Raw genomic sequence first — 20579 nt, 5'->3', positions numbered from 1 at the left:
ATTGGACCGACCAGTGGCCGTACGAACTTGGTGCCGCGAGTAGCGCTCGGAGGGGGCGGAAGCGCTCAGCTCCCCGCGCCGCCCCGGGCAGGGGCGCTCCCTCGGACGGGAGGGGATCCGCCGGGTGCGGCCTCGGTCCGGTACGACAGCGGGTCGTCCAGCACTACGCGGACGGCCGCATGGGCGGCACCCAGCAGCGGCCCGTCGGCCCCCAGGCCCGAGACGACCAGGTCGGGCGGGGCTCCGGGGGCCGCGGTGCGCTCCGCCAGTTCCCGTTCCAGCGACGGCAGGAGCCATGGGGCGAACCTGGCCAGGACACCGCCGAGCACCAGGGCGCCGGGGTCGAGCAGGTTGACCGTCCCGGCCAGCGCCAGCCCCAGTGCCGTCCCCGCCTCACGGAGCGCCCGGAGCGCCCGTTCGTCACCCGCCGCGGCTCTCTCCCGGAGCGCGGCGAGCGTGGCGTCCCGGGTTCCTTCGACGGGCACACCGGCGGCCCGCAGCAGCGCCCACTCACCCGCGTACTGCTCCAGACAGCCCTTGCCCCCGCAGGCGCACGGGGGCCCGTCAGGGCGTACGGGCACATGGCCGATCTCGCCCGCGAAGCCCCGTGTGCCGCGCAGCAGTTCGCCGTCCAGCACGATGGCGGCACCGATCCCCACCTCCGCCGATACGTGTACGAAATCGCGGGGCACTCGGCCGCTGTCCAGCCACAGTTCGGCGAGGGCGGCGAGGTTGGCCTCGTTGTCGACGATGAGCGGCAGCGGCGACGAACCGGCTTCCTGCTCCGGCCCCTGCCCCTGCCCCGGCCCCGGCCGTGTGCCTGTGCCTGGCTGCCTGCCTGTACCCGCCTGCGAACTCGAGGCCGCCCACGAGCCCGAGGCCGGTCGCGAACTCGCTCCCGCCCTGGCGAGTGCGGGAGCGATGTCGATGTCCCGCCACCCCAGGTTCGGCGCCCGTACCACGCTCGACGTCCCGCGAGAGATCAGGCCGGGCACCGCCACCGTGAGAGCGGCGGGGCTCAGCCCGTGCTCGCGCGCCTGCGCGGCCACCGTGTCCACCAATCCCCGCAGCCGGTCGAGCACCACGCCCGGCTCACTGCTGCGGCCCTCGGACTCGACGTCCTCGCGGACGCGCACCCGGCCGCGCAGGTCGACCGCGCAGACCGCCAGATGGTCCACTCCGATCTCGGCTCCCAGCCCGCACGGCCCGCTGTCGGTCAGCGCCAGTGCGGTACCGGGACGGCCGGGGCCGCCGTCGGGTGGAGTCGGCCCCTGTTCGGTCAGCAGCCCGCCGCGCAGCAGTTCGTCGACGAGTGTCGAGACGGCGGTACGCGTCAGCCCCAGCCGCGCCGCCACGGCTGCCCGGGAGGAGGGCCCCCGCTCGGCCACCGCGTAGAGCACGCGCGACAGATTGTGTCTGCGTATCTCCCGCTGGGAGCTGGGAGCCGAGGCTGCCATCGGGGACTCCTTCTGAGGCGACGGGGGAGTGCCGCCGTTGTTGTGTTTCCGAGCACTGCTGTGCGGCAGGACGGAGGGGAGGGGGGAGGGAGGTGGAGACAGGGCTGCCGGTGTGCCGCTGGGAGCGGTCACCGTTCATGGCCGTCTTCCCAGCAGCGCCCCCGCGTCCTGAAGGGTGCCGGCGAGCCGGGTCAGCGTGGCCTCGTCACGTTCGACTGGCTCGTACGACGCGCCCTCGGTGGTGTGCCAGCGGCGTGCGACAGCGGCCGGGTCCTCACCCAGCAGCAAGCCGGCGGCCTGTGCGGCGGCTCCCAGCGCGACCAATTCCTGGGCACGTGGCACCTGAACGGCTCGTCCCGACAGCCGCCGGACTGTTTCACGCCAGGCCGTCCCCTTGGCGCCTCCCCCGATCAGCAACAGGGGCGTGTCTTCCGCCGCACCGCTTTCACCGCTGTCTCCGCTCTCGGCCAGTACGAGATCCAGTGCGCGCAGCAGGGCGAAGACGGCCCCGTCGTAGGCGGCCTGGAGCACCTGGCCGCCCGTTGTGGCGTGCTGGAGCCCGGTGAGCAGCCCGGAAGCGTAGGGAAGGTCGGGAGTGCGTTCACCGTCGAGGAAAGGCAATGCGGTGACCCGCCCGCCCGCCTCCACGTCCTCCCGGTCGCGGGAGAGCAGTGCGGCCATCCGGTCGACGGCCAGGGTGCAGTTGAGGGTGCAGGCCAGCGGCAGCCAGCCGGTGTGCGCGTCTGCGAAGCCCGCGACGGTTCCGGTCGGGTCGGCGGGACGGCGGCTGGAGACGGCGTAGACGGTGCCGGAGGTGCCGAGACTGAGCACCGGCTGTCCCGGCAGCAGCCCCAGGCCGAGGGCGGCGCCCATGTTGTCGCCGGTTCCGGTCGCCACCAGTGTGCCGGGGGTGAGGAACCCGTCCTCCTTCTCGCGGACCGTGCCCGCCGCCTCCCCGGCACCCAGCACGGGCGGCAGCAGCGCGGGATCGAGATCGGCGAGCTGAAGGATCTCCTCGTCGTACGACTCGGTCGCCGAGGCCCACCAGCCGGTGCCCGAGGCGTCGCCGCGATCGGTGCTCGGCTGCCCGGTCAGCCGCTCGGTCAAGAAGTCGTGCGGCAGCCGTACGGCCGCCGTCGACCGTGCCGCTTCGGGTTCGTTCTCACGCAGCCATGCCCACTTGGTGACCGTGAAGGCCGGTGCCGGCACGCTTCCGACGCGCTCGGCCCACGCCTTTGGGCCACCGAGGGCAGCGACCAGCCGGTCGCGCTGGGGCGCCGAGCGTACGTCGTTCCACAGCAGCGCCGGGCGCACCGGGCGGCCCGCCTCGTCCAGCGTCACAAGACCGTGCTGCTGGCCGGCGACGGAGACGGCCGCGGCCTCGCTCGCCGCGCGCCCGCACTGGCCCACCGCGGTGCGCAGCGCCTGCCACCACTCCTCGGGGTCCGTCTCGCGCCGGTCGCCCGGGGAGACGGTGTGCGGGGCCTGCCCACGCGCGACCACCTGGCCGGTCGCTGCGTCCACCACGAGGGCCTTGGTGGACTGGGTCGAGCTGTCGACCCCGATGACGAACGGGCCTTCCGGTGCGGTCATGGAGTGCCGCTCCCTTCCCTCGCTGCCGATGGTGTGCGCATACTAATTTGTAAACGGCCATGACGAATAGCCTCGCGCCGCGGTGTGTGCGTGTCCGCGTGTCCGCACGGGACCTTCCGTACGGGACCACCCGCCGACTTCGAGCGACTTCGGACGGATTCGGACGACTGCGGATGGATATCGGACGGATATCGGACGGACTTCGCACAGGCGACGGCGCGGGAGAGGAACGGCAGGATGAGCTACGAGCCCGTACCGGCGGACAAGTTCAGCTTCGGCCTGTGGACGGTGGGCTGGCAGGGCCGGGATCCGTTCGGAGACGCGACCAGGGCGCCGCTCGACCCGGTCGAGTCGGTGCACCGCCTCGCCGAACTCGGTGCGTACGGCGTGACGTTCCACGACGACGACCTCATCCCGTTCGGCGCACCCGAGGGCGAACGGGAGGGACACGTCAAACGGTTCCGCCAAGCGCTCGACGCGACGGGCATGACGGTGCCCATGGCGACGACCAACCTGTTCACCCACCCCGTCTTCAAGGACGGCGCGTTCACCGCCAACGACCGCGACGTGCGGCGCTTCGCCCTGCGCAAGACGATGCGCAACATCGACCTCGCCGTCGAACTGGGCGCACACACCTACGTCGCCTGGGGCGGCAGGGAGGGTGCCGAGTCCGGCGCGGCCAAGGACATCCGGGCGGCGCTCGACAGGATGAAGGAAGCCTTCGACCTGCTGGCCGACTACGTCACCGAACAGGGCTACGAACTGCGCTTCGCGTTGGAGCCGAAGCCCAACGAACCGCGCGGTGACATCCTCCTGCCGACCGTCGGGCACGCGCTCGCCTTCATCGAGCGCCTGGAGCGGCCGGAGCTCTTCGGTGTCAACCCCGAGGTCGGACACGAACAGATGGCCGGGCTCAACTATCCGCACGCCATCGCCCAGGCCATGTGGGCGGGCAAGCTCTTCCACCTCGACCTCAACGGCCAGTCCGGTATCAAGTACGACCAGGACCTGCGGTTCGGCGCGGGGGACCTGAGGGCCGCGTTCTGGCTGGTCGACCTGTTGGAGAGCGGCGGCTACGACGGGCCGCGCCACTTCGACTTCAAGCCCCCGCGCACCGAGGACACCGCCGGGGTGTGGGCCTCGGCGGCGGGCTGTATGCGTAACTACCTCATCCTGCGCGAGCGCGCCGCCGCCTTCCGCGCCGACCCCGCCGTCCAGGAGGCGCTGCGGGCCTCCCGGCTGGACGAGCTCTCCCGCCCGACGCTCGAAGCGGGGGAGACCCCCGGAGCTCTGCTCGCCGACCGCTCGGCCTACGAGGACTTCGACGTCGAAGCGGCGGCCCGGCGAGGCATGGCCTTCGAACACCTCGACCAGCTGGCAATGGACCACTTGCTGGGCGTCTGACCCCCTACGGCGGGCTGACGCGGCCGGGTCACCGCGAAGCCGGCCGATGTCGCGGCCCGGCACCGAGCCGGGCCGGCCCGCTCAGCGCCGTGCTGCCGCCTCCTGCGCGCTCACCTCGGCCGGAAGACCGAACGTGGCGAACAGGCCGTCCCCGAAGAACGCCCCCACGTGGGCGACCTGTCCGTCCCGCAGGGTGAGCACCTGGAGGTGGAAGGGCCGGTAGACGCCGTCCTCGCGCAGGTTGTAGAGGCCGAAGGCAGGCTGGCCGTTTGCCCAGGTCGGAACCATGAGGCCCTCGTCCCGGCCGATGGGGCACTGGGCGCCGATGAGCCGCACGATGTTCTCCCGGCCGCGGAACCACTGCGGGAAGGGCGGCATCTCCCAGACGGCGTCCTCCTTGAACAGATCCACGATCGCCGTCACATCCGAGCGCTCGAACGCGGCCGCGTACCGGTCCAGCAGCTCCCGGGCCGCCGGGTCGGTGGGCTCGGTCAGTTCCTCCTCCACCGGAGCGGCCGCCTCCAGCTGGGCGCGGGCCCGCTGCAGGGCGCTGTTCACGCTCGCCGTCGTGGTGCCGAGCAGCTCGGCGACCTCGGCCGCCCGCCACTTGAGCACGTCCCGCAGCAGCAGGACGACACGCTGCCGGGTCGGCAGATGCTGCAGGGCCGCCACCAGGGCCAGCCGCATCGAGGAGCGGTTCACCACCACGGAGGCCGGGTCCGTTGGCCCGGAGGACCCCGAGAACATCGCGTCCGGGATCGGCTCCAGCCAGGGCACCTCCGGGGACTCGGTCACCGGGCGCTCGGGATCGTCGCTGGGTGCGCCGAGCCCGGAGGGCATCGGGCGGCGGCCGCGCTGCTCGATCGCGGTCAGGCACGCGTTGGTCGCGATCCGGTAGAGCCACGTCCGGAGCGAGGATCTGCCCTCGAAGCGGTCGCCGGCCCGCCAGGCGCGCAGATAGGTGTCCTGCACCAGATCCTCGGCGTCGTGCACCGAGCCCAGCATCCGGTAGCAGTGAGCCAGCAGCTCGTTGCGGTACGGCTTCGCCTGTTCCAGCAGTTCCTCGGCGTCGGCGGGGATCCGGTCGACGGGAGCGTCCGCCGTGCGGGGGCTGTCTGCCATGGTTCTTGCCTTTCGTCTGCTCCGCTCACCCAACGGCACGGGCGATGCACTCGTCGTCGGTGAGAGTGAATGTAGAGCACGGGTCTGACAGCCTGCTCCCTCCATGGTGGCGGAGGGAGCCGTTCCCCCGCAGCGGCGGCCCGACGGCTACCGGGGCTGCTGCTTCCGCACCCCCTTCCGGTCGCGGACGGTGTCCGTTCGTTGCCGGGGCGGTGCCCCCGGCTGCTTGACGCTCTCGCCCTCCGGCTGCTCAGCGGCCGGCCCCTCGGAGCCCTCCAGCACCTCCGCCGCCGCCGGGTCGAGCACCCGGGAGAGGAAGGCCCGGGTGCGTGCCTGCCGGGGGTCCCCCACGACCTGCTCCGGGGGTCCCTCCTCGACGATGAGCCCGTCGTCCATGAAGACCACCCGGTCGGCGACCTCGCGCGCGAAGCTCATCTCATGGGTGACGACCAGCATCGTCATCCCCTCGTCCGCGAGCCCGCGCATCACCGCCAGCACGTCCCCGACCAGCTCCGGGTCGAGGGCCGAGGTCGGCTCGTCGAACAGCATCAGCTCCGGGCCCATGGACAGCGCACGAGCGATCGCCACCCGCTGCTGCTGGCCGCCGGAGAGCTGCGCCGGATAGCTGGTCTCCTTCTCCGTCAGCCCGACGCGGCCCAGATTGCGCCTGGCCACCTCCTCCGCCTCAGCCTTGCCGCGTCCCAGCGCCCGGCGCTGCGCGATGGTCAGATTGCCCAGGGCGGTCAGATGGGGGAACAGGTTGAACGCCTGGAAGACCATGCCGATGCGGCGCCGGATCCTGTCGAGATCCACCTCGGGGTCGGTGACCTCGGTGCCGGCCACGCGTACCGTGCCGGAGGTGGGCTCCTCCAGCAGGTTCACACAGCGCAGCAGCGTCGACTTGCCCGAGCCGGAGGGGCCGATGACGCAGACCACCTCGCCGCGCCGCACGGTGATGTCGATGCCGCGCAGCACCTCCAGCTCGCCGAAGGACTTGCGCAGTCCCTCGATCTCGATGGCCGCCGAGCCGCCCCCGCTCGTTCCGGTCGCCTCGTTCATCCCGGTCACCTCGCCTTCGCCGTACGGGCCTCCAGGCGCCGCACCAGGTGGCCCAGGGGCAGCGTGATGGCCAGGTAGAACAGCCCCGCGATCAGAATGGGGGTGAGGCTGCGGTGCTGGTTGAGCGCGTCTCTGCCGAATTTGGCCAGCTCGTACTGGTCCAGCGACAAGCCGAGCAGATAGACGAGCGAGGAATCCTTGGTGAGCAGGATGAGCTCGTTGGCCAGCGGCGGCAGGACGATCCGGAACGCCTGCGGGATGACGATGGAGATCATCGCCCAGGTCGGCGACATGCCCAGGGAGCGTGCTGCCTCCGTCTGCCCCTTGGGGACGGCCTGGATGCCCGCGCGGATGGTCTCGGCCATATAGGCGGCGCCCACCAGGCCCAGGGCCAGCATCACGGTCACGTACTGGTTGATGGACACCTGGAAGGCCACCGGTACGCCGTAACCGAGTGCGATGAACACCAGCAGCGCCGGTACGCCGCGGAAGAACTCGATGTACGCGATGGCCAGCCAGCGGTACGGCAGCACCTGCGACAGCCGCATCAGTGCCAGCACCAGGCCCAGTGCCAGCCCGAACACGAAGCCGAGCACGGTATAGACAACCGTGTTGACCAGTGCGGTCGTGATGACGTCCGGAAACTGCTTCTTGGCCACCTCGACGTCGAAGAACGCGCGACGCAGCTCGCCCCAGTCAGCGGCCAGCGCGAAGACCAGCACGACGATCAACAGGACGCCGTACTGGGCTGTGCGGATGGCGCGGGTGCGGTTGCGGCGGGTCACTTCTTCGGCTCCGTGCCGAACCACTTCTTGTAGATCTTGTCGTAGCGCTTGTCCGCCTTGGCCTTCTTGAGAGTTTTGTTGATCTGTTTGCGCAGCGCGTCGTTACCTGTGCGCACGCCGATGCCGTAGTGCTCACCGGTGTCGAACTCGGCGGTGACCTCGGTGTCCGGGTTCTTGTTCGCGTAGTCGTAGAGCACGCCGTTGTCGTTGATGCCCGCGTCGACCTGGCCGGTCTTGACGGCGGTCAGCAGCAGCCCCAGATCCTCGTACTGGCGGGTGGTGACGCCCTTGGCGTGCTTCTTGGCGTACTCCTCGCCCGTGGTGGACTGCTGGACGCCGAGCTTCTTGCCCTTGAGGTCGTCCAGGGAGTCGTACTTTTTGCCCTTCTTGGTGAGGAGTGCCTGGGTCGCGTCGAAATAGGGGTCGGAGAAGTCGAGGTTCTTCTCGCGGACGGGGGTGATGGTCATGCCCGCCGCTGCCAGGTCGCACTTGCTGGAGTTCAGGTCCTCGCCGGACTGGATGCCCTCGAACGGGGTGTCCACGATCTTCTGCTCGACCTTGAGGTCCTTGGCGACCAGATCGACCAGGTCCACATCGAAGCCCACGATCTTCTTGCCCTGTTTGAACTGGAAGGGTTCATAGGGGAGGTGGGTGCAGGTGGTGAGCTTTCCCGAGGTCACCAGCTGGACCTCTTCGCCGCTCTTGCCGGAGGTCTTGGTACTGGAGCAGGCGGTGACGGCCGTCAGCAGTGCGGCCGTCAGTGCTGCCGTGAGGGATATCGCGTGCTGTCGCTTACGCGCGGATCGTGCGGACACAGCGCCTCCACAAGGGGGACAGGTCGGCAATAGAGCCGGATCATGGCCGGTAAATGCCGTGCATCCTGCCATCGGCGCGTGGCCGTGTCAGCGGTGCGGAGGGCAGCTGTTCTCCGAGGCGGCGACGGTCTTGTGTCAGCCGTGCGTTCTGTGGCACTCCAGCTCGGCCCACACGGCGTGCCCCGTCGTTCCCTCGGAGCCGCTCGTGCGGGCCTTGCGTATGCCCCAGTCGTCGGCGAGCACGCTCACCAGGAGCAGACCTCTGCCGTTCTCGCGCTCGTCATCGGCGACCCGGCCGCGGTCCGCGTCCTCCACGCGCATGACCGAGGCGCCGCCGCCCTCGTCCGCCACCTCGAGGCGCAGCCGCACCCCGATGACCCACAGCTCGCAGCTGACCTTCTCGCTGTCCGTATGGCGTACGGCGTTGGTGAAGAGCTCCGACATCAGCAGCTGGGCGTCGGCGTTCGACTCGTCGTCGACGTACCACTCGCGCAGTCTCTCCAGGACCCGCGCGCGTGCGAGGGCCACAGATGTGTCACGGGCCGGCAGATGGAAGGCGTCGCGCAGGGGACGGGTCGCCGGCGCGCCGGCGGGCCGGTGTTCTAAGGGCAGGGCGTCATGGGGGGCAGCCACGGCTCCACTATGCGGTTCGTCACTCGCGTATGGCAAGGATCAATCTGTAAATTGCAGAAGTGCGTTTGACAGGGTGTGCTTGAGAGCTGGCACATGCCAAACTCTTTCCTACCGAAGTCAGTTGGAGGGGAGCGGCTGTGGCGGACTCACGGACGGGCGGTGCGGCGCCCACCGTGCTGCGTGTGGTGCTGGGCAAGAGACTCCAGCACCTGCGTGAGAGCGCGGAAGTGACCTTCGAGCAGGCGGCCAGAGCGCTCGACGTCACTCACGCGACGATCCGCCGGATGGAGAAGGCGGAGGTCGGGCTCAAGGTCCCCTACGTCGAGAAGCTGCTGCGCACCTACGGGGTGACCGATCCGGACGAGATCGACGGCTTCGTCTCGCTCGCCCGCGAGGCGAACCAGCCCGGCTGGTGGCACAGGTACCGCGATGTGCTGCCGGAGTGGTTCAGCGTCTTCGTCAGCCTGGAGAGCGAGTCGGAGGTCATCCGCGCCTACGAGCCGCACTACGTGCCCGGTCTGCTGCAGACCGAGAGCTACGCCAGGGCGGTGCTCCGCGCGGGCATGCCGCACGCCCCGGAAGCGGAGATCAAGCGGGGAGTGGCGCTGCGTATGGAGCGCCAGACGGTCTTGACCAGGGAGACGAACCCGCCGCTGCTGTGGGCCGTCATAGACGAGACCGTCCTGCGGCGTCCGCTCGGCTCTCCCGAGGTGATGCGGGAGCAGATCGACCACCTCATCCAGGTCACCGAGCGGCCGAACGTGGCGCTGCAGATCATGCCGTTCAGCGCGGGGCCGCATCCGGCCATGTACGGCCCCTTCCACCTTTTCCGGTTCCCTCTCGACGAACTGCCCGACATGGTCTGCGCCGAGAGCCTTGTGGGTGCGGTCTACTTCGACCAGCGCGACGACGTCAGCGTGTTCCTCGAGGCACTGGACCGGATGAGCGCCCAGGCCGTACCGCTGGTGCGGACCCGGGCGGTCCTGAGTGCACTGCGCAAGGAGATCTGAACCATGGGTCGTATCTACAACGGGATGCCCGCCGCACATCTGGGCAATGAGGGCTGGCGCAAGCCCTGGAGCGGGGGAAACGGCGGCAGCTGCGTCGAGGCGCTCAAGCTGGCCGACGGCCGGGTCGCGCTGCGCCAGTCCACCGATCCCGACGGCCCGGCTCTCATCTGCAGCCGGAGTGACATCTCGGGTTTCATCCAGGCGGCCAAGGCGGGGGAAGCCGACTTCCTGGTCGCTTGAGCACACCGCGGGCCACGCAGCACGGCCCGTACAGACCGACGAGATGGAGAAGCACGTGTCGGAGGCTGGTTTCAGCCCTGAGCAGATAGACACCACCAGGCCGCACCCGGCCCGGATGTACGACTACTACCTCGGGGGGAAGGACAACTACGAGGCGGACCGGGACGCTGCGGAGAGAATTCTGACCGCACTGCCCGATGTGGGCATCACGGCCCGCAGCAACCGGGATTTCATGCACCGCGCCGTGCGGACGGTCGTCAGCAGCGGCGTCCGCCAGATCATCGACATCGGCACCGGTATCCCCACCTCGCCCAACACCCACGAGGTGGCCCGGCAGGTGGATTCTCAGGTGCGGGTCGCCTATGTGGACAACGACCCGATCGTTGCGGCCTACGCGGGAGCGAAGCTGACCAACTCCGGCAACGCCGGTTTCGTCCTCGCCGACATCCGCGAGCCCGCGGAAATCCTCGACCACCCGGTCACCAAGGAGCTCATCGACTTCGACGAGCCGGTGGCCCTGATGCTGCTCGCGGTGCTGCACTTCGTCACCGACGCAGAGGGCGCCTCGGGCATCGTGCGTACGCTGACCGAGCGGCTGCCGGCCGGAAGCCATCTGATCCTCAGCCACGCCACCCCGGACTTCAACCGGAACGACGGCTTCGGCCAGGTCGCGAAGGTCTACAACGAGGAGTCCACCGCAAGCGCCCAGTGGCGTACAGGGGAGGAGATCTCCGCCTTCTTCGAAGGGTTCGACCTGCTGGAGCCCGGCCTGGTCCAGCTGCCGCTGTGGCGGCCGGACGGGCCGGTGCCCAGCGGCGCGTCTCTCCGGCAGCACATGGGATACGGCGGCGTCGGGGTCAAGTGACCGTGAGCGGGCCGGTGGGATGCCACCGGCCCGCCTGTTCCGGCCGCGGGTGCGTTGTCACCTCATCGAGGCGGCCCTGGTCACCGGATCAGGTCTCCCGAAAGGTGAACCCGAACTCCACCGGCCGCGCGGAGAGCTGGTACTGCGGCAGCACGCCGGGCCCGCAGGACTGCGAGCCGATGCCGTGCATCGCGTGATCGAGGTTGACCCAGACCGTCTCCCCGGGAACCAGATCGGTGGTGTGCTCGGCGGCGTCCAGGTGCTCGCTCGTCCAGCGCCGCGCCGTGAACCAGCACATCGCCCCGTCCGCCTCGATCCGCAGCCCCGGCCCCCGCGTACCCCGTGTCAGTTCGGCCCAGCGGACATCCGGTCGCGCACCGTTCTCCTGCGGCCGCACATAGGGCGTCTGCAGGGCGTCCACCGTGCTGCGCCACAGACCTGTGCGCGCCGCCGCAGCGGTGTCCGGGTAGCCCTCTCCAGGGCCGCCGCCGAACCACCTCACGCGACCGTAGGCGGACGGCAGCCCCAGCCGTACGCCGATCCGGGGCAGCGGAAAGTCCCAGTCGCCCTCCGGCTCGACCGTCACGGCCAGCCGCAGCCGGTCCGCCGCCCCCGTCCACCGGTAGGTGGTGCGCAGCCCCAGCGGGGAGGCGGCAGCGGCCACCCGGGTGCGGACGACGAACGCCTCCTGCGTGACTTCCACACCGTCCGTGCGGTGCCGCATCCGGTGCAGTCCGTGACGCCGCCACAGCGGGCCGTGCCGCACGTCCGGCTGGAAGGGCGCGCCGTCGTCGTTGTCGGTGGTCGCCCGCCAGACGTCCAGCCGCGGTGCCTGGAGCGGGATGCCGCCCAGGCGCAGCAGGGCGCCGCTGTCGGCGGCGAAAACCGCCGGCCCGAGCCGAATGTGCCCACCGTCGCCCTCGCGCCTCTCGTGACCGTCCTGGGCGTCTTCGCGGTGTGGTGCGGCGGGGACCGACGGGAGGGTGGCAGTCGGGGGGTACTCCGGCTCGGCGGCCCGCAGCTGTCCCCAGGCGACCGGGTGCCCGGGCTCGCCCCAGGCGGTCCGTTGGGCGAGGACCGCGCGTACGGTCCACCACGCCTCGCCCGACCGCACCGTCTCCGGCGCCGAGGGGAGCGGCAGCTCCACCGAGCCCCCGGGCGGAACCGTCCCCTCCGGCAGCGGCAGCATGCCGCCGCTGACCTTCTCGCCCTCGATCTCGTACGACCACTCGAGAGCCAGGTGGGACAGATCGAGGAAGTCGTGCCCGTTGCAGACCAGCACGCTGCCGGGTGCCGCGCCCGGACCGATCCGGACCGGCTCGATCACCTTCTTGTACTCCACCAGCCCGGGGGAGGGCGTGCGGTCGGGAAACAGCAATCCGTCGCACACGAAGTTGCCGTCGTGCACCTCCTCACCGAAGTCGCCCCCGTAGGCGAACCAGGTCCGGCCGTCCTCGGTGCGGCGTGCGAGCCCGTGGTCGATCCACTCCCACACGAAGCCGCCCTGACAGCGCTCGTAGGTCTCGAAAAGCCGCTGGTAGTCGCTCAGTCCGCCCGGGCCGTTGCCCATGGCGTGCGCGTACTCGCACAGGATGAACGGGAGGGAGCGGCGACGTGCGTCCAGCTCCGTATCGTCCAGTGCCGGCTCCTTGATCTGACCCACACGCTCCACATCGGCGTGCGGCAGATACATCCGGGAGTAGAAGTCGCTGTCAGGACAGCTGTGGTCGCCCTCGTAGTGGAGCGGCCGGGAGGGGTCCCGCTGCCGGATCCAGCGGGCCATCTCCGACAGACCAGCTCCCGTTCCGCACTCGTTGCCGAGCGACCAGACGACGACGCAAGGGTGATTCTTGTCCCGCTCCACCATGCGGGCCGCTCGGTCGAGCAGAGCAGACGTCCACCGGTCGTCCGCCACAGGGTTGCGCGAGTCGCCCAGTTCGACGAAACCGTGCGTCTCCAGGTCGCACTCGTCCACCACCCACAGACCCAGCTCGTCGCACAGGTCGAGGAAAGCAGGGTGCGGCGGATAGTGGCTGGTGCGTACGGCGTTGATGTTGTGCTGCTTCATCAGCACCAGATCCCGCCGCATGGTCTCGCGGTCCACCGCACGTCCGGTCTCGGGGTGGAACTCGTGCCGGTTGACCCCGCGCAGCAGCACCCTGCGTCCGTTGACCTTGAACAGCCCGTCCTCGATCGCCACAGTGCGAAAGCCGACCCGCAGGGCGATCCGCTCGCCGCCGACGGTCAGTTCGGCGTCGTAGAGGCGCGGTGACTCCGCGGTCCACGGCTCCACCTCTCCGGTTGCCGTCTCACCTGTGCGCAACTCCCAGCCGAGCTCCGGAACGGTGACCCGCCCCGGCCGGTCGCTCTCGACGCGCAACGTGCCTCGGCCTGTGGTGTGGTCGTAGTCAGCGTGCACGGTGTGGTCGTGTGCCGCGTCGGCGGGGCGGTGCAGCAGGGTGACCTCGCGGAAGATACCCGGCAGCCACCACATGTCCTGGTCCTCCAGGTAGCTTCCGGCGGACCACTGGTGCACCCGTACCGCCAGCACGTTGCCGCGTGGCCGCAGCAGCGCGCCGACCGCGAACTCGTGCGGCAGCCGGGAGCCCTGGAAGGTGCCGAGCTCGTGCCCGTTCAGCCATACCCGGGCGCACGACTCGACTCCCTCGAAGCGCAGCAGCGTCTCACCGGCATCCGTTCCACCGGGACCGTCGGCTTGCGTCTTGTCATTCCCTGGAGGCAGCGGCCAGTCGTCGGGCAGGTCGAAGGAGTGACGGTGGTCCCCTGTCGGGTTCTCCTGTGGGACGCGAGGCGGGTCGACAGGGAAGGGATAGCGCACGTTCGTGTAGGCAGGCGCACCGTGTCCGTGCAGCACCCAGTGGGACGGTACGGGCAGTTCGGCCCACCCGGTGTCGTCGTAGTGCGGCTCGGCGAACGCGTCGCTGTGCAGTTCGGCTGCCGGGGAGAGGCGGAACTTCCACGCCGTACCGGTCAAGGTGAGACGGCGTGCGTCGGAACCCGGTGCCCAGGCGCGGGGTGGCAGGCATCCGGTGCCCGGGGAGACGTCCTCGTAGTACGGCACAGTGGCGGAGGCCGTGGACGAGGGCGGGTCGGCCGGCGGGGGAATGCTCATGCGTCTCCTCGGTTCCTGTTGGTTCTTGTTGTTTCCTTCCCACCAACTGCCGCTTCAGCATGCCTGGTTGGTAACCCGAATGCGTACGGTGAGCGCGACATGACACAGTGGCATCCATGACGATGCCACCGCCGCCGAACCAGCCCCCCGCCGGCCCCCCGCCGCCCCCTGTGCAACCGCCGGGTGGGTTCGGGCCTCCTGGTTCAGGCGGCTTCGGGGCTCCGGCACCGGGTGGCGGCTGGCCGCCTCCGCCACCGCCCGGGGGTGGCAACAAGGGGAAGACGATCGCGGCGATCGTCGCGGCGGCCGTCATCGCTGTCGCGCTCATCACGGCATCCGTCGTCTTCCTGACCAGAGGCGACTCCGACAACAGCGCTTCCGGTGACGGCAAGCCCTCCACGTCGCCCTCTGCCTCCTCGGAGGAGCCGAGCGCCACCCCGTCCGGCGAACCGTCCGAGGATGGTGACGCCACCGACTTCCCCACTCCGGGCGAGGACGACGACCTGCCGTCCAACGAGCCCGACGACGACTCCAGCGAGGTGCCGCTGCCCTCTTTCCTGCTCCGCGTCGGCGACTGCTACGACCGCTCCGAGGAGCGCGAGGGGGCGGTGCTGACCCGTGACTGCGACAAGTCGCACGACGCCGAGGTCGTCAGCCGCAAGAAGCTCACCGGCACCTACAGCACCGACTCCGCCGTACGGCGCAAGGCCGACTCGCTGTGCCGCACCTCGCTGCGCAGCAAGGCGGCCAAACAGCCGCCCGGGACCGTTGGCGGGACTCTCATCTCGTATCCCAAGGCGCGGAACGCGGGGAAGAGCCTCAGCTATGTGACCTGCAGTTTGACGGCCGGCAAGGGCAAGAAGCTGTCCAAACCGCTGGTGTGAATCACACCGGGCGCACGCTGCGCTGAGTCCCAACGCCACGGTCTCCGCGCGTAGTTGGACCTTCGGGATTGGCATGGACGCATCGGTCGCGGGGTAAATCCGCCGCGACCGATGTGACAGCTGTTCCTTTCGTGCCTATCCCTGAGAGGCCCCATGAAGCTGCGCAGATGGGCGTCCACGGCCACCGCCGTAGTCGTCTTCCTCGGACTGTCCTCCCTCACCGGCGCCGCGTCCGCATCCGCCGAAGACACCGCAGCCACCGGCTACGTGGCCCTCGGCGACTCCTACTCCTCGGGAGTGGGCGCCGGCGACTACGAGGGAGGCGACTGCAAGCGGAGCGCGAACGCGTACCCGAAGCTGTGGAGCTCCGCCAACACCCCCACCTCCTTCGACTTCACGGCCTGTTCCGGCGCGCGCACCGGCGACGTGCTCGCAAACCAGCTCGGCCCCCTCAACTCCTCGACCGGCCTGGTGAGCATCAGCGTCGGCGGCAACGACGCCGGATTCGCCGACACCATGACGACCTGCGTGACCCAGGGCGAAAGCGCCTGTCTCGCGAGCGTCCAGGAAGCCCGCAACTACATCAACACCACGCTGCCCGGCAAGCTCGACACCGTCTACAACGCCATCACCCAGAAGGCGCCCTCCGCGAAGGTCGTCGTGCTGGGCTACCCCCACATCTACAAGCTCGACGGCGACTGTGTCGTCGGTATCAGCGAGAAGTCCCGCGCGGCCATCAACGCCGCCTCCGACGACCTGAACGACGTCACCGCCAAGCGCGCGGCGGATCACGGATTCAGCTTCGGTGACGTACGTCCTGCCTTCTCAGGACACGAGATCTGCTCCGGCGACGAGTGGCTGCACAGTGTCACCTTCCCGGTGGACGAGTCCTACCACCCCACCGCTGCCGGACAGTCCCGCGGATATCTCCCGGTAATGGAGAGTCTCGCCTGACCGACGCGGACCACGCCCGTGCCGCCGCCCTGTCCCTGGGGCGGCGGCACAGCGCGTTTCACCCCGCTTGGCCGCCCGGCTCCTCGTCGTCGGCCAGCGCGACCGCCAGCGCCGCTGCCGGGTCCCGCTCCGGACCGCCTGCCGGCCACCACGAGTCCCGCTGCCTGCGATAGGGCCACCACCGGCCGTCCGGTCCGTAGCGCAGCTGGGCGTCCCTCCCGACGACCGTCCACCGTGCGCCCGACGTCCGCAGGTCGGCGCCGACCTCCTCCTGGCTGAAGGACCGCTCCAGCTGTTCGCAGGCCCGCTGGAGCACCTCCGGCGCCGGTGACCAGTCCTCCGTCAGAACTGTCAGCGCGTCCGGGCCGCCCAACTCCCAGGCACGTACCGCCACCTCCAGCTCCGTCCGGCTACGGCCGCACCCCTCGGCCAGTCGGGCGGTCACTTCGGGCCCCGGCCGTGCCGCCGCGAGCCGCACGGCGTCTTCCCAGACCGTCAAGGGGTGCGGCAGCGGGCGCGCGCCGTGCCCCGGTGCGACCGCCGCCGCGAGCATGCGGCGAGCCGTCGCGGCGGCGTCCGATGCCAGGAAGGTGAGCGCGTCGGTATCCAGTCCCGGCGCACCGCCGGTGCCACTCTCCAAGGCCGCGATCCGGCCTGTCTCGATCACGGGCGAGGGCTGCTGGGGGAGCGGGGGCAGCAGCATTCCCAGCGCGAACGCCTCCGCCGCGTCCACACCCTCGGACTCTTCATCCCCTGCGGATGTGTCCCCGGTTTGCCCGGTGGTACGAGCGGCCGCCCGTGCCGTGCTGCGATCCTGGAGCGCCTCCAGCAGCTCGCGCTCTCCGCGGCCGCGCAGCAACAGCAACGCGAAGGGATCCTCGTCCAGCAGCCGCGCCATCTGGTAGCTGAGCGCTGCTGTGTGCGGGCAGTGGTCCCAGGCTCCGCAGCTGCACTCGGGGTCGAGATCGCCGATGCCCGGCAGCAGCTCCAGCCCGACGTCCGCGGCGTCCTCGACCAGACGGGGCGGCATATCGCGGTCCAACAGGGCGGCGATATGGCCCGCCTGCTCCACGATCACCTCCAGAAGCCGGTCCCACTCGTCCTCGTCCAGCTCGCGCAGCAGAACATCGGCCCGGGAGGGCGTCCGGTCGGAACCGAGCACCACGGCCGTGATGCGCCCAGGACGCACGGAAACGGCACCCACAGCCCCCTGCCGGGCGAATCTGCGGCCCAGCCTGAGCTGTTGATTGTCCAGCGCGGTCTCCTCGAGTGCCTTCAGCCACGTCTGCCCCCACCAGGTCCGGGCGAAGCCACGGCCGTGGGCGGGCGGCAGCGGTGCGAAGACCCGCTCGCGGTCACCGGCGCCGCCCTGTCCCGTCTCACCGCTCGCCTCGATACCGGCGTCCTCCTCGTGCACCGTCTCGTGCACCCTCCACTCCTCGCTCAACGCTCCACCTTCCGCAGCTCGACGAGCTCGGCCAGCTCGGCGTCCGTGAGCTCGGTCAGCGCGCTCTCCCCGGAGCCGAGTACGGCATCCGCCAGGGCCTGTTTGCGCCGCAGCATCTCCGCGATACGGTCCTCGATCGTTCCCTCCGTGATGAGCCGGTGGACCTGAACAGGCTGTGTCTGGCCGATGCGGTAGGCGCGATCGGTCGCCTGCGCCTCGACCGCGGGATTCCACCAGCGGTCGTAATGGATGACATGACTCGCCCGAGTGAGGTTCAGTCCCGTTCCGGCGGCCTTGAGGGAGAGCAGGAACACCGGTGCGACGCCCTTCTGGAAGCGGCGCACCATCTCCTCGCGCCGTGCCACTGGCGTGCCGCCGTGCAGACACTGGGTGGCCACTCCCCGGGCGGCCAGATGACGTTCCAGCAGACGCGCCATTTGCACATACTGGGTGAAGACCAGCACGCTCGCCTCTTCCGCGAGGAGAGTGTCGAGGAGCTCGTCCAGCAGCTCCAGTTTTCCGGACCTGCCCGGCAGCGCCCCGTCGTCCTCCTTGAGGAACTGCGCGGGATGGTTGCAGATCTGCTTGAGGGATGTGAGCAGCTTGACCACCAGGCCGCGCCGTTCGATCCCGTCGGTGCCGCGCAGCGCCTCCAAGCTCTCCCGCACCACGGCCTCGTACAGGCCCGCCTGTTCGGTGGTCAGTGACACCGCGCGGTCCGTCTCGGTCTTCGGGGGAAGTTCCGGGGCGATGCCGGGATCCGTCTTGTGCCGTCGCAGCAGGAACGGCCGCACGAGCCGCGCCAGCCGCTCGGCCGCCACTGGATCACCGCCCTCGGCCGCGTCGGCGTAGCGGCTGCGGAAGGTGCCGAGACGGCCCAGCAGCCCCGGAGTCGTCCAGTCGAGGACTGCCCACAGCTCGGAGAGATTGTTCTCCACCGGCGTGCCCGTCAGCGCCACCCGGGCTCGTGTGGCGAGTGTGCGCAGCGCCTTCGCGGTCGCGGCGAACGGATTCTTCACATGCTGGGCCTCGTCCGCGACGACCATCCCCCACGCCTCGTCCTCACCGGGAGCCAGCCGGTCGGCGTCGAGCCGCATCGTGCCGTACGTGGTCAGTACGAACTCTCCCGGACGCAGGCCCTCAAGACAGCGGCCGGGGCCGTGGTAGCGACGCACGGGGGTGCCTGGCGCGAACCGCTCGATCTCCCGCTGCCAGTTGCCCATCAGCGAGGCGGGACACACCACCAGGGTGGGCCCGGAGGTCTCCTCGCTCTGCTGCCGTCGCAGATGGAGCGCGATCACCGTGATGGTCTTCCCCAGCCCCATGTCGTCGGCGAGACAGGCCCCGAGTCCCAGCGAGGTCATCCGGTGCAGCCAGTCCAGACCGCGCAACTGGTAGTCGCGCAGTGTCGCCTGCAGCGCGGCGGGCGGGGGCAGCGGGGGCTCCTCGCGGCGCTCCGGGTCGGACAGCCGTTCCCTGAGTGCTTCCAGCCATCCGGTGGCCTCCACCTCGACCTGCTCACCCTGCTGCTCCGCACTGCCGGTGAGAACGGCGTTCAGCGCTTCGAGAGTGCCGACCTTGCGGTCCTCGCGCTGTCGGGCGGCGCGTATCTCCTCCGGGTCGACGAGCACCCACCGGTCGCGAAGCCGCACCAGCGGTCGGCCTGCTTCGGCCAGTTGGTCGAGCTCCGCCCGGGTCACCTCACGGCCGCCGATGGCGAAGCGCCAGTCGAAGCGCAGCAGCGCTTCGGGAGAGAGGTGGGAGGGAAGCTGGGAACCGGACCGGTCGGCACTGCCTCCGCTGTGCCCTTCGGCTTCCTCCCCGGGGCCGATCACGGCGCGGGAGGTGAGAGAGCGTGCGAAATCGCGCGGCCAGTGCACCTGGACACCGGCCGCCGCCAGGGCGCGCGGGACCGCCGCGCCCAGCAGCTCGGCGATTTCCTCGTCCGCGAGGTCGATGGCGTCCGGCACGGCCGCCGAGAGCAGGGGAGTGAGAGCATCCCAGGCGGCTGCCGCCCGGCGCAGCGCCAACAGCGCCTCCGTCCGCGCCCGGGGACCGCACCGCTCGGCGAATGGCGAGTTGCCCGCCCACACCTCTGCCGCATCGGCGATCAGCGTGCTGTCGGCAGCGGCGTGCACCTGCAGCACCCCTCGGAACGCGGGGCCGCGGCTGCCGCGCAGCTCAGTGCCCGCCTCCTCGGCGTCCTCTCCGGACGATGGGAGAGCGCCGCCGGAGGGGTGAAGGCCGGTGCCGGAAGGCGGAAGACCGTCGATCTCGATCCGGAGCGACAGCCGGACCCCGGCATCGATGCCGGCCGCCACCTCGGCGGCCCACTCCCGTAGCTGCGGAACCGCGAGCGGTTCGTCACCGACGAAAAGGCTCGCTCCCGCCGCCAGCGGTGCGGCCGGGGTGCGCGGGAGGCCGTCGGCGACCGCGTCCAGAAAGGCGTGTACCAAGGAACGGGGTTCCGGCAAACGGAGCGGGCCGGGACCGGGCAGCGGCACGGCGTGGGCCTCCGGCGGCATCGCTGCGGCCAGTTCCGCCACTGCGGTGCTGTCGTCGTCCGTGAGCGGGCCCAGCCGCCAGGCGTCATAGCCGGCGGGGCTCAGTCCCGGCAGCAGCCGTCCCTGTGCGGCCAGTCGCAGGGCGAACAGTACCCCGGCGCCCCAGAAGGCCGCTGTGGGCTCCGTGCCGTCCTCCTCTCGTGTGGCGTACGCCCTGGTGAGGACCGGAAGAGCTGTCGCTACGGGCAGCGTGACGGCGGGTACGGTACGTGTCTCCACGCCGTCGTCGGTGGGCAGGACGACAGTCAGCTCGACGGTTTCCGGACGGCCTTGCGGGCTGTCCGGCGCTGTCCCGTTCTGTGCGGTGAGCACTCCTTCGGGCTGTGGGGGAGCTCCGTCGCGGAGCCAGAAGGCGATCTTGGAGCGGCGTGGCGGGTCCGCGGGCAGGAACACGGCCACATGGTGGGTGAGCTGGGACATCCAGGAAGTGCTTGCCAGGGTCTCGGCCACAGTGCTGATGCATTCCTCAAATTTGACTAGTCGGAGCGAGCGGTCGAGGGTACCTCATGCCGAGCCGGAATGGAGCGCACCCCAGGCTGCCATCCCGTAGCTGAGCAGCGTGCGGGGAACCCGCCGCGCCCGAATGGCGTTCAATGGAGTGAGAGGCGGAGCTA

The 20579-nt window shown here is 70.3% G+C and carries 16 protein-coding genes; 6 read left to right on the top strand and 10 right to left on the bottom strand.

Annotation, left to right across the window (positions count from 1 at the left end; translation table 11 throughout):
- Positions 1 to 65: 65 nt before the first annotated feature.
- Positions 66 to 1457, bottom strand: a complete 1392-nt coding sequence (locus HC362_RS03095) for an ROK family transcriptional regulator (protein ID WP_243082229.1) — start codon at positions 1455 to 1457, stop codon at positions 66 to 68.
- Between the two features lie 135 nt (positions 1458 to 1592).
- The gene (gene xylB, locus HC362_RS03090; protein WP_243082228.1) at positions 1593 to 3050 is read right to left on the bottom strand and encodes a xylulokinase; all 1458 of its coding nucleotides are present in this window, start codon (positions 3048 to 3050) and stop codon (positions 1593 to 1595) included.
- Between the two features lie 237 nt (positions 3051 to 3287).
- On the opposite strand from xylB, the gene xylA reads away from it, so the two are divergent.
- The gene (gene xylA / locus HC362_RS03085) at positions 3288 to 4454 is read left to right on the top strand and encodes a xylose isomerase (RefSeq protein ID WP_243082227.1); all 1167 of its coding nucleotides are present in this window, start codon (positions 3288 to 3290) and stop codon (positions 4452 to 4454) included.
- An 81-nt stretch (positions 4455 to 4535) separates the two neighbouring features.
- Here the strand turns inward: xylA and HC362_RS03080 are convergent, their stop codons facing one another.
- The 5 genes from HC362_RS03080 to HC362_RS03060 all read right to left on the bottom strand — a co-directional run bounded on the left by HC362_RS03080 (position 4536) and on the right by HC362_RS03060 (position 8868).
- Positions 4536 to 5576, bottom strand: a complete 1041-nt coding sequence (locus HC362_RS03080) for a sigma-70 family RNA polymerase sigma factor (protein WP_243082226.1) — start codon at positions 5574 to 5576, stop codon at positions 4536 to 4538.
- A gap of 147 nt (positions 5577 to 5723) precedes the next feature.
- Entirely contained in the window at positions 5724 to 6635 is a 912-nt protein-coding gene (locus HC362_RS03075) for an amino acid ABC transporter ATP-binding protein (RefSeq protein ID WP_243082225.1), read from the bottom strand.
- Positions 6636 to 6640: 5 nt separating this feature from the next.
- Entirely contained in the window at positions 6641 to 7420 is a 780-nt protein-coding gene (locus tag HC362_RS03070) for an amino acid ABC transporter permease (protein WP_243082224.1), read from the bottom strand.
- Positions 7417 to 8199, bottom strand: coding sequence for a basic amino acid ABC transporter substrate-binding protein (locus HC362_RS03065; RefSeq protein ID WP_243088332.1), 783 nt, complete (start codon positions 8197 to 8199; stop codon positions 7417 to 7419). The genes HC362_RS03070 and HC362_RS03065 overlap by 4 nt, the downstream gene beginning before the upstream one ends.
- Positions 8200 to 8370: 171 nt before the next feature.
- On the bottom strand, positions 8371 to 8868 hold the full coding sequence (locus HC362_RS03060; RefSeq protein WP_279240064.1) for an ATP-binding protein: 498 nt from the start codon (positions 8866 to 8868) through the stop codon (positions 8371 to 8373).
- A 137-nt stretch (positions 8869 to 9005) separates the two neighbouring features.
- Between HC362_RS03060 and HC362_RS03055 the strand changes: the two genes are divergently transcribed.
- The 3 genes from HC362_RS03055 to HC362_RS03045 are packed head-to-tail and all read left to right on the top strand — an operon-like array spanning position 9006 to position 10983.
- On the top strand, positions 9006 to 9878 hold the full coding sequence (locus HC362_RS03055; RefSeq protein WP_243082222.1) for a helix-turn-helix transcriptional regulator: 873 nt from the start codon (positions 9006 to 9008) through the stop codon (positions 9876 to 9878).
- 3 nt (positions 9879 to 9881) lie between these two features.
- A complete protein-coding gene (locus tag HC362_RS03050) occupies positions 9882 to 10118 on the top strand; it encodes a DUF397 domain-containing protein (RefSeq protein ID WP_099885703.1) in 237 nt (78 codons plus the stop codon).
- Positions 10119 to 10161: 43 nt separating this feature from the next.
- Positions 10162 to 10983: an SAM-dependent methyltransferase gene (locus tag HC362_RS03045; protein ID WP_243082221.1), complete on the top strand. Its 822-nt coding sequence runs from the start codon at positions 10162 to 10164 to the stop codon at positions 10981 to 10983.
- A gap of 88 nt (positions 10984 to 11071) precedes the next feature.
- Here HC362_RS03045 and HC362_RS03040 read toward each other — a convergent pair whose 3' ends face one another.
- Entirely contained in the window at positions 11072 to 14116 is a 3045-nt protein-coding gene (locus tag HC362_RS03040) for a glycoside hydrolase family 2 TIM barrel-domain containing protein (protein ID WP_243082220.1), read from the bottom strand.
- A 116-nt stretch (positions 14117 to 14232) separates the two neighbouring features.
- Here HC362_RS03040 and HC362_RS03035 point away from each other — a divergent pair, with 116 nt between their 5' ends.
- A complete protein-coding gene (locus HC362_RS03035) occupies positions 14233 to 15000 on the top strand; it encodes a hypothetical protein (protein ID WP_243082219.1) in 768 nt (255 codons plus the stop codon).
- A 153-nt stretch (positions 15001 to 15153) separates the two neighbouring features.
- Positions 15154 to 15954 carry an SGNH/GDSL hydrolase family protein gene (locus HC362_RS03030; protein WP_243082218.1) on the top strand — a complete coding sequence of 267 codons (801 nt, stop codon included), beginning with the start codon at positions 15154 to 15156 and terminating at the stop codon, positions 15952 to 15954.
- Between the two features lie 58 nt (positions 15955 to 16012).
- Here the strand turns inward: HC362_RS03030 and HC362_RS03025 are convergent, their stop codons facing one another.
- Positions 16013 to 17350, bottom strand: a complete 1338-nt coding sequence (locus HC362_RS03025; RefSeq protein ID WP_243088331.1) for an SWF or SNF family helicase — start codon at positions 17348 to 17350, stop codon at positions 16013 to 16015.
- Positions 17351 to 17397: 47 nt separating this feature from the next.
- Positions 17398 to 20385: a DEAD/DEAH box helicase gene (locus HC362_RS03020; RefSeq protein WP_243082217.1), complete on the bottom strand. Its 2988-nt coding sequence runs from the start codon at positions 20383 to 20385 to the stop codon at positions 17398 to 17400.
- Positions 20386 to 20579: the final 194 nt, after the last annotated feature.

Source organism: Streptomyces sp. 891-h (assembly GCF_022760275.1).
Classification (GTDB): domain Bacteria; phylum Actinomycetota; class Actinomycetes; order Streptomycetales; family Streptomycetaceae; genus Streptomyces; species Streptomyces spirodelae.
Note: the sequence above shows the minus strand (reverse complement) of the source record. Positions and strands in the feature narration are given on the sequence as shown.

What these genes read in the sequence shown, in the direction of transcription:
- HC362_RS03095 (WP_243082229.1), bottom strand. Translation starts at nt 1,457, where the DNA reads ATGGCAGCCTCGGCTCCCAGCTCCCAGCGGGAGATACGCAGACACAAT.
- xylB (WP_243082228.1), bottom strand. Translation starts at nt 3,050, where the DNA reads ATGACCGCACCGGAAGGCCCGTTCGTCATCGGGGTCGACAGCTCGACC.
- xylA (WP_243082227.1), top strand. Translation starts at nt 3,288, where the DNA reads ATGAGCTACGAGCCCGTACCGGCGGACAAGTTCAGCTTCGGCCTGTGG.
- HC362_RS03080 (WP_243082226.1), bottom strand. Translation starts at nt 5,576, where the DNA reads ATGGCAGACAGCCCCCGCACGGCGGACGCTCCCGTCGACCGGATCCCC.
- HC362_RS03075 (WP_243082225.1), bottom strand. Translation starts at nt 6,635, where the DNA reads ATGAACGAGGCGACCGGAACGAGCGGGGGCGGCTCGGCGGCCATCGAG.
- HC362_RS03050 (WP_099885703.1), top strand. Translation starts at nt 9,882, where the DNA reads ATGGGTCGTATCTACAACGGGATGCCCGCCGCACATCTGGGCAATGAG.
- HC362_RS03045 (WP_243082221.1), top strand. Translation starts at nt 10,162, where the DNA reads ATGGAGAAGCACGTGTCGGAGGCTGGTTTCAGCCCTGAGCAGATAGAC.
- HC362_RS03040 (WP_243082220.1), bottom strand. Translation starts at nt 14,116, where the DNA reads ATGAGCATTCCCCCGCCGGCCGACCCGCCCTCGTCCACGGCCTCCGCC.
- HC362_RS03035 (WP_243082219.1), top strand. Translation starts at nt 14,233, where the DNA reads ATGACGATGCCACCGCCGCCGAACCAGCCCCCCGCCGGCCCCCCGCCG.
- HC362_RS03030 (WP_243082218.1), top strand. Translation starts at nt 15,154, where the DNA reads ATGAAGCTGCGCAGATGGGCGTCCACGGCCACCGCCGTAGTCGTCTTC.
- HC362_RS03020 (WP_243082217.1), bottom strand. Translation starts at nt 20,385, where the DNA reads ATGTCCCAGCTCACCCACCATGTGGCCGTGTTCCTGCCCGCGGACCCG.